At 72.9% G+C, this 14,128-nt stretch carries 15 protein-coding genes; 8 read left to right on the forward strand and 7 right to left on the reverse strand.

Features of this window, described 5'->3' with window-relative positions; translation table 11 throughout:
• Positions 1–30: 30 nt before the first annotated feature.
• The 4 genes from ACFZCP_RS27050 to ACFZCP_RS27065 form a co-directional block, all read right to left on the reverse strand.
• The gene (locus tag ACFZCP_RS27050; protein ID WP_391431214.1) at positions 31–234 is read right to left on the reverse strand and encodes a hypothetical protein; all 204 of its coding nucleotides are present in this window, start codon (positions 232–234) and stop codon (positions 31–33) included.
• A gap of 176 nt (positions 235–410) precedes the next feature.
• Positions 411–1,064: a methyltransferase domain-containing protein gene (locus tag ACFZCP_RS27055; RefSeq protein WP_391431218.1), complete on the reverse strand. Its 654-nt coding sequence runs from the start codon at positions 1,062–1,064 to the stop codon at positions 411–413.
• Between the two features lie 140 nt (positions 1,065–1,204).
• Entirely contained in the window at positions 1,205–1,519 is a 315-nt protein-coding gene (locus ACFZCP_RS27060; protein ID WP_391431223.1) for an AzlD domain-containing protein, read from the reverse strand.
• Positions 1,516–2,166: an AzlC family ABC transporter permease gene (locus ACFZCP_RS27065; protein ID WP_391431586.1), complete on the reverse strand. Its 651-nt coding sequence runs from the start codon at positions 2,164–2,166 to the stop codon at positions 1,516–1,518. The genes ACFZCP_RS27060 and ACFZCP_RS27065 overlap by 4 nt, the downstream gene beginning before the upstream one ends.
• A 203-nt stretch (positions 2,167–2,369) precedes the next feature.
• Between ACFZCP_RS27065 and ACFZCP_RS27070 the strand changes: the two genes are divergently transcribed.
• Positions 2,370–2,933 carry a helix-turn-helix domain-containing protein gene (locus tag ACFZCP_RS27070; protein WP_391431226.1) on the forward strand — a complete coding sequence of 188 codons (564 nt, stop codon included), beginning with the start codon at positions 2,370–2,372 and terminating at the stop codon, positions 2,931–2,933.
• A gap of 92 nt (positions 2,934–3,025) precedes the next feature.
• Here ACFZCP_RS27070 and ACFZCP_RS27075 read toward each other — a convergent pair whose 3' ends face one another.
• A complete protein-coding gene (locus ACFZCP_RS27075) occupies positions 3,026–3,229 on the reverse strand; it encodes a cold-shock protein (RefSeq protein ID WP_007490911.1) in 204 nt (67 codons plus the stop codon).
• Between the two features lie 287 nt (positions 3,230–3,516).
• On the opposite strand from ACFZCP_RS27075, the gene ACFZCP_RS27080 reads away from it, so the two are divergent.
• The 7 genes from ACFZCP_RS27080 to ACFZCP_RS27110 all read left to right on the forward strand — a co-directional run bounded on the left by ACFZCP_RS27080 (position 3,517) and on the right by ACFZCP_RS27110 (position 13,149).
• A complete protein-coding gene (locus tag ACFZCP_RS27080; protein ID WP_391431230.1) occupies positions 3,517–4,365 on the forward strand; it encodes an MqnA/MqnD/SBP family protein in 849 nt (282 codons plus the stop codon).
• A 56-nt stretch (positions 4,366–4,421) separates the two neighbouring features.
• A complete protein-coding gene (locus ACFZCP_RS27085) occupies positions 4,422–6,428 on the forward strand; it encodes a protein kinase (RefSeq protein ID WP_391431234.1) in 2,007 nt (668 codons plus the stop codon).
• Between the two features lie 532 nt (positions 6,429–6,960).
• Positions 6,961–9,333 (forward strand): PQQ-binding-like beta-propeller repeat protein, encoded by a 2,373-nt coding sequence (locus tag ACFZCP_RS27090; protein ID WP_391431237.1) that lies wholly within the window; start codon positions 6,961–6,963, stop codon positions 9,331–9,333.
• A gap of 134 nt (positions 9,334–9,467) precedes the next feature.
• Entirely contained in the window at positions 9,468–10,337 is an 870-nt protein-coding gene (locus ACFZCP_RS27095) for a prepilin peptidase (protein WP_391431240.1), read from the forward strand.
• A gap of 72 nt (positions 10,338–10,409) precedes the next feature.
• Positions 10,410–11,609, forward strand: a complete 1,200-nt coding sequence (mqnC, locus tag ACFZCP_RS27100; RefSeq protein WP_391431243.1) for a cyclic dehypoxanthinyl futalosine synthase — start codon at positions 10,410–10,412, stop codon at positions 11,607–11,609.
• Between the two features lie 17 nt (positions 11,610–11,626).
• Complete coding sequence (locus ACFZCP_RS27105; protein WP_391431246.1) at positions 11,627–12,226, forward strand: hypothetical protein; 600 nt, start codon at positions 11,627–11,629, stop codon at positions 12,224–12,226.
• Positions 12,227–12,453: 227 nt separating this feature from the next.
• Entirely contained in the window at positions 12,454–13,149 is a 696-nt protein-coding gene (locus ACFZCP_RS27110; RefSeq protein WP_362689630.1) for a demethylmenaquinone methyltransferase, read from the forward strand.
• A 24-nt stretch (positions 13,150–13,173) separates the two neighbouring features.
• Here the strand turns inward: ACFZCP_RS27110 and ACFZCP_RS27115 are convergent, their stop codons facing one another.
• Positions 13,174–13,455, reverse strand: coding sequence for a PASTA domain protein (locus tag ACFZCP_RS27115; protein WP_391431589.1), 282 nt, complete (start codon positions 13,453–13,455; stop codon positions 13,174–13,176).
• A gap of 146 nt (positions 13,456–13,601) precedes the next feature.
• Positions 13,602–14,108, reverse strand: coding sequence for a GNAT family N-acetyltransferase (locus ACFZCP_RS27120; RefSeq protein ID WP_391431250.1), 507 nt, complete (start codon positions 14,106–14,108; stop codon positions 13,602–13,604).
• Positions 14,109–14,128 lie beyond the last annotated feature (20 nt).

The raw sequence follows: 14,128 nt of genomic DNA on the forward strand, positions 1-14,128 counted from the left end.
TCGCCGTGCACGATCCGGGAGCCGTCCGGGTCAGGCCCGGACACGGCCGGGGCCGTGGCCGTTCGCCAGATCCGACCCGGACTGCGCCTGGTGCCCCGAGAAGTCGGAGGTGACGCGCACCAGGGCGTCCTGCATGCCGGTCGCCGGAAGCGCCGCCGCGGTGCCGAGCGCCAGAACACCCGCGCCGGTGAGCGCGGCCAGAACCGTCTTCGTACGCAGTGTGGTGGTGCGCATAGGTAAGCCCCCCAGAAGAGACGGATCGTGATCCGGTCGCCGGGCCTCTCCCCGACGCCGCAACCGATGCTCGGGGCGAGCGATCCTGATGCCGTCCCCGCCGGTTCCCGTCCCGGGGCGGTCCCCCGGTACTCCTGGTTTCAACCGCCTCGCGCGGGCCGGCCGGGCGTCCCGGGTCAGGCGGGCCTGCGGGCGAACAGGAAGGCCTGCGGGACGGATTCGCCGAACCGTTCGTCGGGCTCGCGGACCGTGCGGGAGCCGAGGGTGAAGCCGGCGTCCGTGAGCAGCCGGGCCAGCTGTTCCGGGCGGCGGCGCTGGAAGTCCAGGGTCACCGGGTGGCCCCAGGGACGCTCCAGGCGGAGGGGCTCCTCGCCCGCCTGGAAGGCGAGCAGGAGATGGCCGCCGGGGGCCAGGACCCGGCGGAACTCGGCGAGGAGCGCGGGCAGCCGGTCCACCGGGGTGTGGATGGAGGAGTACCAGGAGACGACACCGGCCAGCTCGCCGTCGGCGAGGTCGAGGCCGAGCATGGAGCCCTGCTCGAAACGCAACTCGGGATGCTCGCGGCGGGCGATGGCCAGCATGGACTCCGAGAGGTCGAGCCCGAAGACGTCCAGGCCGAGGGAGGCGAGGTGTGCGGTGACCCAGCCCGGTCCGCAGCCGAGGTCGGCCACCGTCCCGCCCGGTCCGACGAGTTCGGCGAAAGCGCCGAGCAGGGCACGCTCCAGCGGCGTGCGGGTGGCGGTCTCGCCCCGGAAGCGCTCGGCGTAGTCCTCGGCGACGGCGTCGTAGAAACCGCGGGTGGCGGCGAGGAAGTCGTGGGTGTCGGTCATGGGGAGCGACCGTAGCCGGGGGCACTGACAGGCGCTGCGGCCGCTTGCCGGCCGACCGGGCCGGGGGGCCGGCAGGGATCCGGGGCCGGGGACGGCCGGGAACTCGGCCGGCCCCCTGCCGGGTGCCCGGCCCCCGCGGGCTATGCCACCCCGGCCAGCCGCAGCAGTGCCGTGGTCGCGGCAGCGCCCAGCACCACCACCGGGAACGGCGCCCGCCGCCACGCCAGTACGCCGGCCGTCAGCACCCCGGCCGGGCGGGCCCAGCCCGCGAAGCCCCCGCCCTCGGTCAGCGCGCCGGTCGCGAGCAGGGCCACGAGCAGGACGACCGCCCCGGCCGACGCCAGTTCCTGCACCCGGGCCGGGATCGTCACCCGCCCGTGCAGCAGCGGGCCCACCAGCCGGAAGGCGTACGTCCCGACCGCCAGGGCCAGGATCACCGCGACCGTGGAGTTCATCCGGCGGCCTCCTGCGGCCGGCGGTGCAGGACCAGCCCCGCCAGGGCGAGCAGCACCGGCACCCCGGCCGGTACCGCGGGCGTCACCGCCAGGGCCAGGGCGGCACCGAGCAGCGCGCACCGGCGTACCGTCGCGTCCGCACGGACGGCCGGGAGCACCAGGGCCACGAGGACGGCGGGGAAGGCCGCGTCGAGGCCGAAGCGGGCGGTGTCGCCCAGGGCGCTCCCGGCGAGCGCTCCGGCCAGCACGCCCGTGTTCCACACGGCGAACAGGCCGAGACCGGAGATCCAGAACGCCCTGCGCCGCCGTACCGGGTCGCTCTGGGCGAGGGCGAAGGCCACCGTTTCGTCGGTGACCAGATGCGCGCCCAGGAACCGGGTCGTGCGACCGGTATCGAGGAGGTCCGCCACCGCCAGGCCGAAGGCCGCCGTGCGGGTGTTGAGGAGCAGCCCGGTGGCCGCGGCGGCGACCGGGTCGCCGCCGGCGAGCAGGACGCCGACCGCGCTGAACTGGGCCGATCCGGCGTACACCACCAGCGACATCACCACCGGTACCCACACCGGCAGCCCGCCGGCGACGGAGACCGCGCCGAAGGAGACCCCGACGATCCCGCTGGCCAGCCAGACCAGGGAGCTGTCGCGGACCAGGGAGCTGTCGTGGACCGGCGAGTTGTCAGGGACCGGGGAGCTGTCACGGTCCGGCGGGCCGGCTCCGGGTGTTCGCGGCGGCGGTGTCCGGTGCGACAGTTTCCGGAAAGGCAGTGTTCGGAGTGGCGAACGCATGTTCTCTATAGTGGACAGCAAGCAATCCGTCCGTCAAGGCGAACGATCGTACCGATGGAGCGAACGGCATGACCGAGACCCCCGCCCGGCTCCCGCTGGAGTGGATCGCCGCATCCCTGAAGCGCGAGCGCACCCGCACCGGGCTGTCCCTGTCCGAGCTGGCCAAGCGCGCCGGGATCGCGAAGTCCACGCTGTCCCAGCTGGAGGCGGCGAGCGGGAATCCGAGCATGGAGACGATCTGGGCGCTGGCGGTGGCCCTGGAGGTGCCCTTCAGCGCGCTCGTGGAGCCACCCGCGTCCGCCGTCCAGGTGATCCGGGCCGGCGAGGGACCCAAGGTGCACTCCGAGCAGTCCAGTTATCTGGCGACGCTGCTGTCCGTGAGCCCGCCGGGCGCCCGCAGGGATATCTATTACGTCTGGCTGGAGCCGGGGTCCGTACGGGATTCCGCGCCGCACATTCCCGGGACCACGGAGCACATCGTGGTCGCCGAGGGGAGAGTCAAGGCGGGGCCGCGCGGGGAAGCGGTCGAGCTGGGTCCCGGTGATTACCTCTCGTACCGCGGGGACGTTCCGCACGCATACGAGGCGCTCGCCGCCGGGACGAAGTTCGTACTGATCATGCAGCACATGTGAACCGGAAATGAACGCAAAAAGGCAGGAGCCCCATCGCCTTGCGGCGCGGGGCTCCTTGGGTACTGCACTCAGGTTCTGCGATCAGGCAGTGATCAGACGGGGGTGACGTTCTCCGCCTGCGGACCCTTCGGGCCCTGCGTCACGTCGAAGCTCACCTGCTGGTTCTCCTCAAGAGAACGGAAGCCGTTCGCGTTGATCGCGGAGTAGTGAACGAAGACGTCGGGGCCGCCGCCCTCCTGGGCGATGAAGCCAAAGCCCTTTTCGGCGTTGAACCACTTCACGGTTCCGGTAGCCATAAGCCCTCCTTGGGCTCAAAAGGGTTGCCCTGCTCCAGAACCTGCACGTGCGAAACGGTGCTGCACAACTGCATTCGTCTGAAAACGACGAGAGCCCGCGGTTACATGCTCCGCAGGCTCTGTACTGCAAGGGAAACCAAACTGCAACTTGCGGCGAGCCTAGCACGAGGGCAGCCGAAAGCAATAGAGGCCAAGATCACGTCACCCGAATGTTTGAATCATCGGAGGGGCGGCTTGACGGTGGGGTCGGTCCCGGCACGGTACAGCACGGGGTCTAGTCTCGCGATGTGGACAATTCCCGCACCCGGCCGCGCGTCGGCCACATCCAGTTCCTGAACTGCCTGCCCCTCTACTGGGGGCTCGCGAGAACCGGCACGCTCCTGGACTTCGAGCTGACCAAGGACACTCCGGACAAGCTCAACGAGATGCTGGTACGGGGTGAACTCGACATCGCGCCCATCACCCTCGTCGAGTTCCTGAAGCACGCCGACGACCTGGTCGCCTTCCCGGACATCGCCGTCGGCTGCGACGGCCCGGTGATGTCCTGCGTGATCGTCTCGAAGGTCCCCCTGGACCGGCTGGACGGCGCGACGGTGGCCCTCGGCTCGACCTCGCGCACCTCGGTCCGCCTCGCCCAGCTGCTGCTGGCCGAGCGGTACGGCGTGCGTCCCGACTACTACACCTGTCCGCCGGACCTGAGCCTGATGATGCAGGAGGCGGACGCCGCCGTCCTCATCGGCGACGCCGCCCTGCGCGCCAACCTCGTCGACGGCCCCCGCTACGGCCTTCGGGTACACGACCTGGGCGCGCTGTGGAAGGAGTGGACGGGCCTGCCGTTCGTCTTCGCGGTGTGGGCGGCCCGGCGCGACTACCTGGAGCGCGAACCGTCCATCACCCGCCAGGTCCACGAGGCCTTCCTCGCCTCCCGCAACCTCTCCCTGGAGGAGGTCACCAAGGTCGCCGAGCAAGCCGCCCGCTGGGAGACCTTCGACGAGGCGACCCTGGAGCAGTACTTCACCACCCTCGACTTCAGCTTCGGCGGCCCGCAGCTGAACGCGGTGGCCGAGTTCGCGCGCCGGGTCGGCCCGACGACCGGATTCCCGGCGGATGTGAAGGTGGAACTGCTCCAGCCGTAGTCACTACGCTTCGGGCAAGTGAGGCGTATCGGGGGGACCGGGGGAAGGTGGACGCCATGCAGCCGCTCGGAGCCGACGAACCGGCCGCCGTCGGGCCCTACCGGCTGCTCGGCCGGCTCGGCTCCGGCGGCATGGGCCGGGTCTACCTGGGCCGCAGCACCGGCGGCCGTACGGTCGCGGTGAAGATCGTGCACCCGCACTTCGCGCTGGACGAGGAGTTCCGGGCCCGCTTCCGGCGCGAGGTCGAGGCCGCCCGCCGGGTCGGCGGCGCCTGGACCGCGCCCGTCCTCGACGCGGACCCTCAGGCCGCCGTGCCCTGGGTCGCCACCGCCTACGTGGCCGGCCCCTCCCTCGCCGCGGCCGTCGCGGACCACGGCCCGCTGCCCCCGCACACGGTACGAGCCCTGGGCGCGGGCCTCGCCGAGGCGCTGGCGGCCGTGCACGAGTTGGGCCTCGTCCACCGGGACGTGAAGCCCTCCAACATCCTGCTGACCCTGGACGGTCCGCTCCTCATCGACTTCGGCATCGCCCGCGCCACGGACGGCACGGCGTCCCTGACCTCGACCGGCGTCTCCGTCGGCTCGCCCGGCTACATGTCTCCCGAGCAGATCCTCGGCAAGGGCGTCACCGGGGCGGCCGACATCTTCTCGCTCGGCGCGGTGCTCGCCTACGCGGCGACCGGCGAGCCCCCCTTCCCCGGCGACTCCTCGGCCGCGCTGCTCTACAAGGTCGTCCACGAGGAGCCCGAACTCGGGCACCTCACCGACGGGATGCGGGAGGTCGCGGCCGTCTGCCTGGCCAAGGACCCGGCCGCCCGCCCGGCCCCCGCCGAGCTGGCCCGCCGGCTCGCTCCCGAGGGTGCCGCCCGCCTGGTCGCCGGCGGCTGGCTGCCGGGCGCGCTGGTGGAGCAGGTCAGCCGTGCCGCCGTACACCTCCTCAACCTGGAGACGACCCAGGCGGCGCCGTCGGGCCCGGTGGCGTTCAGCAGCCCGGCCGTGGGCGTGGGGCCGGGGACGAGGACGACGGGGACGGCGACGGGAACGGAGGCAGGGACAGGGGCGGAGCCGGAGACGGGGACGGCGACGGGTTCGGGAGCGGGGCGGGAGAGCCGGGAGTCCGCCCCTGCTTCGGGCGAGGTCCGCGCGACCGCGGGGGAGTTCGGACCGGCTCCGCTCATGACACCGCCGGGGGCGCCCGCCGGGCCGTCGGGGGCTCGCCCGGTCATGCCGTCCGGCGCTCCCGGCGCGCAGCCGGCCGCCCCGGGTTCACTGCCCGGCATTCCGGGCTCGCTCCGGGGCGTTGCGGGGGTGCAGCCGGGCATTCCGGGTGTGCCGTCGGGTGCCTCGGCCGTGAGCGCCGGGTCTCCCGCCGGGGAGGCGGCTGCCGTGCCCGGGCCCCGGGACGCGACGCCGGCTCCCGGCAAGGTCAGCGTCAGCGTGGCCGCGGTCTCCGCACCGGGGGAGAACGGGCGCGGGCGACGGCTGAGTTGCACCGTGGCACTCGCCGTGGCGGGGGCACTGGCCGCCGGCGCGGTGGGGCTCGGAGCCCTGCTGCAGCCCTGGGCCGGCGGGGGGCAGGACACGGCGGGCAGCGCCCCGGCCGCCTCCCACCCGGCCGCGTCGACGCCGGCCGGCGGCGCCCACTCGCCCGGGCCCAGCGACCCTGCGGACGCGGAGTCCCGTTCGCCCGGCGCGGGCAGCGGCACGGCGGCCGCGATCCCGGCCCGCTATCTCGGCACGTGGGAGGGCCAGGCCACCGGACTCGGCGGCAGCCTGCCCATGGGCACCTTCCGGCTCACCGTCCACCAGGCGGGCGTCGGCGAGGAGTTGGGGCGGCTCACCCAGACCGATCAGCTCGGCGCCGTCTGCACCGACATCCTCACCCTGAAGAAGGTGACCGGAAACCGGATCGTGGCGACGTCGGTGGGCGACAAGCACAACCACCCGGGCTGCGACCCCGCCCCGCACCCCGTGCAGTTGACCCCGACCGGCGACGACCTGACGTACACATCGGACAGTTCGGCCGAAGGCAATCCGGTGTCGCGGATGTCGAAGGCCGATTAGGGGATGTCGAAAGCCGACTGGAGGCCGCCTGGCTGCCTTTCGGATCCTGCCGAGCTTTCGGATCCTGCCGAGGTCGCGGGGTCCGGCACGCCCCCCCTGCCTCAACGGCGTGGGGGCACCCCCAGCCAAGTCGTCGTCACTCCCCGACTTCCCCCGCACCCGGCTTCGCTCGCGTGGGGGCACCCCCCCTCGCGTCGACTCCCTCCTCCCCTCTTCCCCTTCCCCTCCTCTCCTTCCCCTCCCTCCTCCGCCTTGCGGCTGTACGCACCGGACCCCGCTCGGGTACGGCGTGAGGCGCCCCGCCCCGAAGCCGGCCCGATCCGGAAGAAGGACCCTGGCGCGACAGCCCCCCCGCCCCCGTCAACTCCCCCTACCCGGGTGTCATTACTGTGTCTGCGTCGGCGAACGCCGACCGCGCACCGCCGAGCCCGGTCACCGGCCCGGCAAGGCGTCACAAGGCAGCACGACGCGGCACAACGCAGAGCAAGGCAGTGCAAAGCGTCGCAACGGGGAAGGACGGGGAACACCCGCCATGGAGACACTGCAGCCGGACGACCCACGGGAGTTGGGTGCCTACCGCATGCTGCGCAGGCTCGGAGCCGGCGGCATGGGCCGGGTCTACCTGGCCCGTTCGCCCGGCGGCCGGACCGTCGCCGTGAAGGTCGTACGCCCCGACCTCGCCGCCGACGCCGACTTCCGCCGTCGTTTCCGGCACGAGGTGGAGATCGCCCAGGCGGTCTCCGGGCAGTACACGGCCTCGGTCGTGGACGCCGACCCCGACGCGCCGCTGCCCTGGCTGGCGACGTCGTACGTGCTCGGCCCGGACCTGACGGACGTCGTGGACGCGCACGGCGCGCTCCCGGAGCCCACCGTGCGCGCGCTGGGCGCCGGGCTCGCGGCCGCCCTCCAGGAGATCCACGCGGCGGGACTCATCCACCGTGACCTCAAGCCGTCGAACGTCCTCCTCGCCGCGGACGGCCCCCGCGTCATCGACTTCGGCATCGCGCGGGCGGTGGACGGCAACCGGATGACCCAGACGGGGGTCGTGGTCGGCTCGCCCGGCTACATGCCCCCGGAACAGGCCCAGGGCAAGGACGTCGGCACGGCGGGCGACGTCTTCTCGCTGGGTGTCGTCCTCGCCTTCGCGGCCACCGGCCGCAACGTCTTCGGCGACGGTGCCGCCTCCCACGCGGCGATGCTCTACCAGGTCGTGCACGGCGAACCGGACCTGACCGGCGTACCGCAGTCCCTGCTCGGTCTGCTGCGGGCCTGCCTGCTGAAGGACCCGGCCGGCCGGCCCGCCCCCGCCGAGATCGTGGCGGCGCTGGCCCCGCAGGGCGTCGAGGGTGTGCTCAGCGACTGGCTGCCCTCCGCGGTGGCGTCCACCATCGCCACCCACGCGGCCGGAATCCTGGACCTGGAGGCGCCCGACGAGCCGGCGGCTCCGGCCGCCGCCTCGTTCGGCCCGGCGCCCACGATGCCGGCCGGCGCACAGACACCGCCGGCCACCCCCGTGCCGGGGTACGGCTATCCGCAGCCCGGCGCGCATCCGCCGGCCCCTGCACCTGCTGCGGGGTACGGCTATCCGCAGCCTGGTACGCCCGCCACGCCGGCCTACGGGACGCCCGGCCACGGCGCTCCCCAGCCCGGCACCGTCCAGCTGGGTGCCACGGACGGCTCCTTGCCGGCACCCACCCGCCGCCGCGCCCTCACCTACGCCCTCGGCGGCGCCGCCGCCGTCGCCGCGGTCGGCGGGGGCACCGCCTGGTGGTTCGGCCGCAAGGACGGCGGCACCGGCGCATCCACGGGGGCGGGCGGCCGCTCCGGTTCGGGCACCCCGGTCGGCGAGTCCTTCACGACCCCGCCCGCGGGGGTGGCCCCGCAGCCGCTGTGGCACCAGAGCGCCGCCGAGGACAGCACCGCGGCGGGCGTACCGATCCTCACCTACGACGGGCTGCTGCTGGTCAGCGGCGACCCGCTGGTGGCGTACGACGTGAGGACGGGCAAGGCGCGCTGGTCCAGGAAGGGGATCTGCCCCCCCGGAGCCCAGCTCCTCTTCCACGGCGGCAAGGTGTTCCTGAGCGACGGCGACTACGACGGCGTCCTGGTCGCCTACGACGTCACCACCGGCAAGGAGGCCTGGCGCAGCCGGCTCGGCAAGCAGCTGAACATCGAGCGCACGATCGCCATCGACGACAAGAACGTCTACGTCACGCTCACCGACTACGGCCAGGCCAAGAGCGCCACCAAGTACCGCACCGCCGTCGCCGCGGTCAGCCACTCCACCGGCAAGACGGTGTGGCTGCAGCGGCGCGACTGGGGCACCAAGGACTACGACGTCGAGGGCACGGTCTGGGGCAAGTACCTCGTGTACGCCGACTCCAGCTACAACCTCACCGTGCGCGACACCGCCACGGGCGCGCAGCTGTGGACCAAGAAGATCGGCGACGACTGGAGCTGGCAGCCCACGGCCGCCGACGGGGTGGTGTTCCTGCCGGGCGAGAAGCTGACGGCCGTGGAGCTCGAGACGGGCAGGACGCGCTGGACGCTGTCGCCCAACGGCCGCCGCGGCTTCAAGAACCCCACCGTGATCGACGGCGTGGCCTACGTCTGCGACTACGACCACGGCATCTGGGCCCTGAACGTCAAGGACGGCAAGCGGATCTGGCTCTGCGAGGAGGGCAACCGGGCGTCGAGGGAGTCGTTCCTCAAGGCCGGCAGGACGCTGTACGCGGCCGCCGGAGCGCTGGGCGGCGGCATCATCGCCCTGGACGCCGGGACCGGCAAGGTCCGCTGGACCTGGGTCGACAGCACGGACGCCACCGACTACTGGCAGATCGCGCTGTCGGGCAGCCGGCTGCTGGTGACCGGCGGTCAGGAGGTCTACGCGATGCCGGCCGTCTGAGACCGGCCGCACCGACCGCGCCCACTGACGCGGCTTCACCGACCGGCTTCACCCACAGGCCTCCCGGACCGGCCGCACCGACCGGCTTCGGCGATCGGCCGCGCTCATCGGCCTCGCTCCCTAGGATTTCCGCCATGAGCATGGGCGTGCTGGTCCTCCTCGCCGCGCTGTGGGGCGCGGTCGCAGGGGCGCTGCTGCCCCGAGCCGCGTACCGCTTCGCCGTCCCGGAAGGGGAGCCGTGGCGTCGGTGGTGCCCGGCCGGGCACGCGATCCGCGGGTGGCTCGGCGGGGCGCGGTGCGGACAGTGCGCGGGGGGTGCGAAGGACCGGGCGCGCGCGGAAGTACGGCAGCCGATGCGGACGGATGGAGAAGAGCGCACGCGGGCGGATGCAGAGGAGCCGGCGCTGACGGAAACGGATGCGGAGCAACCGGCGCCGGCGGAAGCCGAGACGCACACCTCGTACCTCCCCTCCGCGCTCCTCCTCGCCACCGTCACCGCCCTCGCCTGCGCCGCCCTCGCCACCGCCACCGGTACCCGGCCCGAGCTGGGTGTCTGGCTCCTGCTCGCGCCGGCCGGGGTGCTGCTGGCCGCCGTGGACCTCCGGGTGCAGCGGCTGCCCGACCCGCTGACCCTGCCGCTCGCGGCCGCCGCCCTCGGCCTGCTGGGTGTCGCCGCGCTGGTGCCCGAGCACGCCGGCCACTGGGCCACCGCGCTGTACGGCGCCCTCGCCCTCGGCGCCGGCTACTTCGTGCTCTTCCTCATCAACCCGTCCGGCATGGGCTTCGGCGACGTGAAACTGGCGCTCGGCATGGGCGCCGTCCTCGGCTGGTACGGCTGGCCGACGGTGCTGCTCGGCACCTTCGCCGGGTTCCTGCTCGGGGCGCTCTACGGCGGCGCACTCGTCGTCGCCCGGCGCGCGGGGCGCAGGACACACATCCCCTTCGGGCCGTTCCTCGTCGCGGGCGCCCTCGCCGGGCTGCTGATCGGCGCGTACGCGGCCTGAGCGCAGGCGGCCGAAACCCCTGGCGTAGGCTGGATCAGTCCGTCCACAACCCTTGACGAAAGGGACGCCCTGGTGACCGAGAAGGCCGACCTCCAGTCTGTCCTCGACCGTGCCGCCGCCGGTGGGCGGATCACCCCGCAGGAGGCACTCGTCCTCTACCGCGACGCCCCGCTGCACGCGCTGGGCGCCGCCGCCGATGCCGTACGCCGCCGCAGGTACGCCGGTATCGAGCACATCGCGACGTACATCATCGAGCGCAACATCAACTACACGAACGTGTGTGTCACGGCGTGCAAGTTCTGCGCCTTCTACGCGGCCCCCAAGGACACCGCCAAGGGCTGGACCCGCGACCTCGACGACATCCTGCGCCGCTGCGCCGAGACCGTCGAACTGGGCGGCACCCAGATCATGTTCCAGGGCGGCCACCACCCGGACTACGGCGTCGAGTACTACGAGAAGCACTTCAAGGCGATCAAGGACGCGTTCCCGCAGCTGGTGATCCACTCGCTCGGCGCCTCCGAGGTCGAGCACATGGCGCGTATCTCCAAGGTGTCGGTCGAAGAGGCCATCGCCCGGATCCACGCGGCGGGCCTCGACTCCTTCGCGGGTGCCGGCGCCGAACTGCTGCCCGCCCGCCCCCGCAAGGCCATCGCGCCCCTCAAGGAGAGCGGCGAGCGCTGGCTGGAGATCATGGAGACCGCGCACGGGCTGGGCGTGGAGTCGACGTCCACCATGCTCATGGGCACCGGCGAGACCAACGCCGAGCGCATCGAGCACCTCCGGATGATCCGGGACGTACAGGACCGCACGGGCGGCTTCCGCGCCTTCATCCCGTACACCTACCAGCCCGAGAACAACCACCTGAAGGGCCGCACCCAGGCGACGCTCTTCGAGTACCTGCGGATGATCGCGATCGCCCGCCTGTTCCTGGACAACGTCCAGCACATCCAGGGCTCGTGGCTGACCACCGGCAAGGAGGTCGGCCAGCTGTCCCTGCACTACGGCGCGGACGACCTCGGCTCGATCATGCTGGAGGAGAACGTCGTCTCCTCGGCCGGCGCCAGGCACCGTTCCAACCGCCTGGAGATCATCGACCTGATCCGCAAGGCGGGCCGCGTCCCGGCACAGCGCGCCACCACCTACGAGCACCTCGTCGTGCACGACGACCCGGCGAACGACCCCGTCGACGACCGCGTGGTCTCCCACATCTCCTCCACCGCGATCGAGGGCGGCACGGCCCATCCCGAGCTGAAGCTGCTCACATCCAACTAGAGCGGACCAGGGGTACCGTGCTGACACTTCACGTCGCCGAGCATTCGCCCGAAGCGGCAGTTCTGGTCGACGGGGCGTCCGTCGCCGCCGTCGGCCGCTACCAGGAACTGGCCGTCGCCCACCTGCGGGCGAGGGTGCGGCGCTGGCCCGGCATCCTGACGCCGGGACTGCTGAACCCGTACGGTCCGGAGCTGCTGGAGGCCACCTACCATCCCGACCCGCGCGAGGCCGATGCCCTCGGTACCGAGCCCATCGGCGGGGAGCGGGCGCGGGAGATCTTCCGCGCCGATCCCGCGCGTCTCGGCGCGAGCGCGCGGCGCGGGGTGCAGCGGATGCTGGCGCACGGCACCGTGGCGGTGGCCGGGGAGCTGCGGTCGCGGGCCGTGGTCGACGCGGTGCGCAGGGCCGGGCTCGCGGTGGGTCAGCGGCCGGACCGCCTCCCGGGCCCGGTGGCGCTGTCCCCGAGCCCGCTGATCCTGCTGCCGGGGCTGGTGCCGGGCGGTCCCGCCCGTTTCGCGGTGTTCGACGTCGCGGACCGCGCCGAACTGGTCCGACGCGGCGCCGGGACCTGCGTGGCGACCGTGATCGGCGGGCGGCTGGTGTACCGCGCCCGCTGATTCCGGCTCAGCCCGCGAGAGTCCCCGAACCCGCGGTCCCGCTGCTCGGCCGGTTCGGGGACGTGCCCGCATTCGAGACGTACCTGCCGCTCGACAGCCAGTGTTCATGTCCGGCGCGGCCGGGTCCTGATCGCCGTCTTCGTCCTGGAGTGCGGCTGGGCAAAGGGCGCGGTCGCGAAGACGCAGCCGCGACCGGTCCCGGAAGGCCGTGCTGCAAGAATGGGCGGGTGACCCGCGCTTCCCTGAACAAGCAGCCGCACGAAGTCGCCTCGATGTTCGACGACGTGGCGGAACGGTACGACCTGACGAACGACGTGCTGTCGCTCGGCCAGGACCGGCTCTGGCGCAAGGAGGTCGCGAAGGCGGTCGACGCGCGCCCCGCGCAGAAGGTCCTCGACCTCGCGGCCGGTACGGCGACCTCCTCGCTGCCCTTCGCGCAGGCGGGTGCGTACGTGGTCCCGTGCGACTTCTCGATCGGGATGCTCCGGGTCGGCAAGAGAAAGCACACCTGGCTGCCGCTGACCGCGGGCGACGCGACCCGGCTGCCGTTCAAGGACGACACCTTCGACGCCGTCACGATCTCCTTCGGGCTGCGCAACGTCCAGGACACGGACGCGGCCCTGCGCGAGATGTACCGGGTGACCCGGCCCGGCGGGCGGGTGGTGATCTGCGAGTTCTCGCACCCGACGTGGGCGCCCTTCCGGACCGTCTACACGGAGTACCTGATGCGGGCGCTGCCCCCGGTCGCGCGCGCCGTGTCCTCGAACCCGGACGCCTACGTCTACCTCGCCGAGTCCATCCGTGCCTGGCCCGACCAGCCCGCCCTCGCCGGGCGGCTGCGCGAGGCGGGCTGGTCGAAGGTGGCGTGGCGCAACCTCACCGGCGGTGTGGTCGCGCTGCACCGGGGCTTCAAGGAGAGCTGAGCCCGCCCGGCGGGTGCCGGCGTCTCACCGGTTGATCATCTCGAACGCGTCCCCGGGCTCGCCCAGTTCGCGCCGCACGCCGCCCGAGGGGGGCCGTGGGATGCGCGGCTCGCGCACACCCCCGCCGCCCTCACCCTCGCCGAAGTCGAACCACACGTACACCAGGGAGTCCGGCGGCACCTCGGCGCCGGGCTGCGGGTACTGGCGTACGACGTAGTCGACGACCGTGCGGTGGAAGTCCGGGCGGTCCGGGGCATGGAGGAACAGGCCCCGCGCCCGGGCCGTTTCGCGCGCGTCCATGGCCATCAGGCCGACCAGACGAGGAACGCACACTTCGGGTGTTTTGGGTGTTATGCGCACAGATGTCACCCCCAGCGGTACTGGCAGGGTAACGCGGGCGCGAGCCACCCGGAAGCTCCATGTGGCTTTCTGTGACAGTCGATTACTGTGAGTCACAGATCGAGTCGGTAGCAGTGCCCCTCCCGCCCCGCGGACGGCGTCACGAACGTCTCCGCGTGCCGCATGCCCAGCCGCCGGACGACCGCGAGGGAGCGTTCGTTGCGCGCGTCGACCATCGCCACCACCTGCGGCACCCCCGCCGCCCGCAGCCGTGCGAGCGTCTCCTCCGCGGCCGCCGTGGCGTACCCCCGGCCCCAGTGCGCCCGGCCGAGCCGCCAGCCGATCTCGATCTCGCCCGCCGGCCCCCACGCGTGCGGCCACGGCTGGGCCCCGGTGAAGCCGACGAACTCGTCGCGGTCGTCCATGATCGACCACAGGCAGAATCCCCGCTCCGCGTCGTGCCGGCGCTGGCGCGCGGTCAGCTCCTCGTAGACCGAGAGTTCGGCGGCCCTGCCTCCCTGGAACTCCATGACCTCGGGGTCGGAGAAGGCCCGGTGCCAGGCGAACGCGTCCTCGTCGGTGGGCACACGCAGCCGTACTGCGGGAAGAGCGTCGTTCACGGGGCAACCCTTCAGCCGGG

Origin of the sequence: Streptomyces sp. NPDC007971, assembly GCF_042958635.1 — a bacterium.
GTDB lineage: Bacteria > Actinomycetota > Actinomycetes > Streptomycetales > Streptomycetaceae > Streptomyces.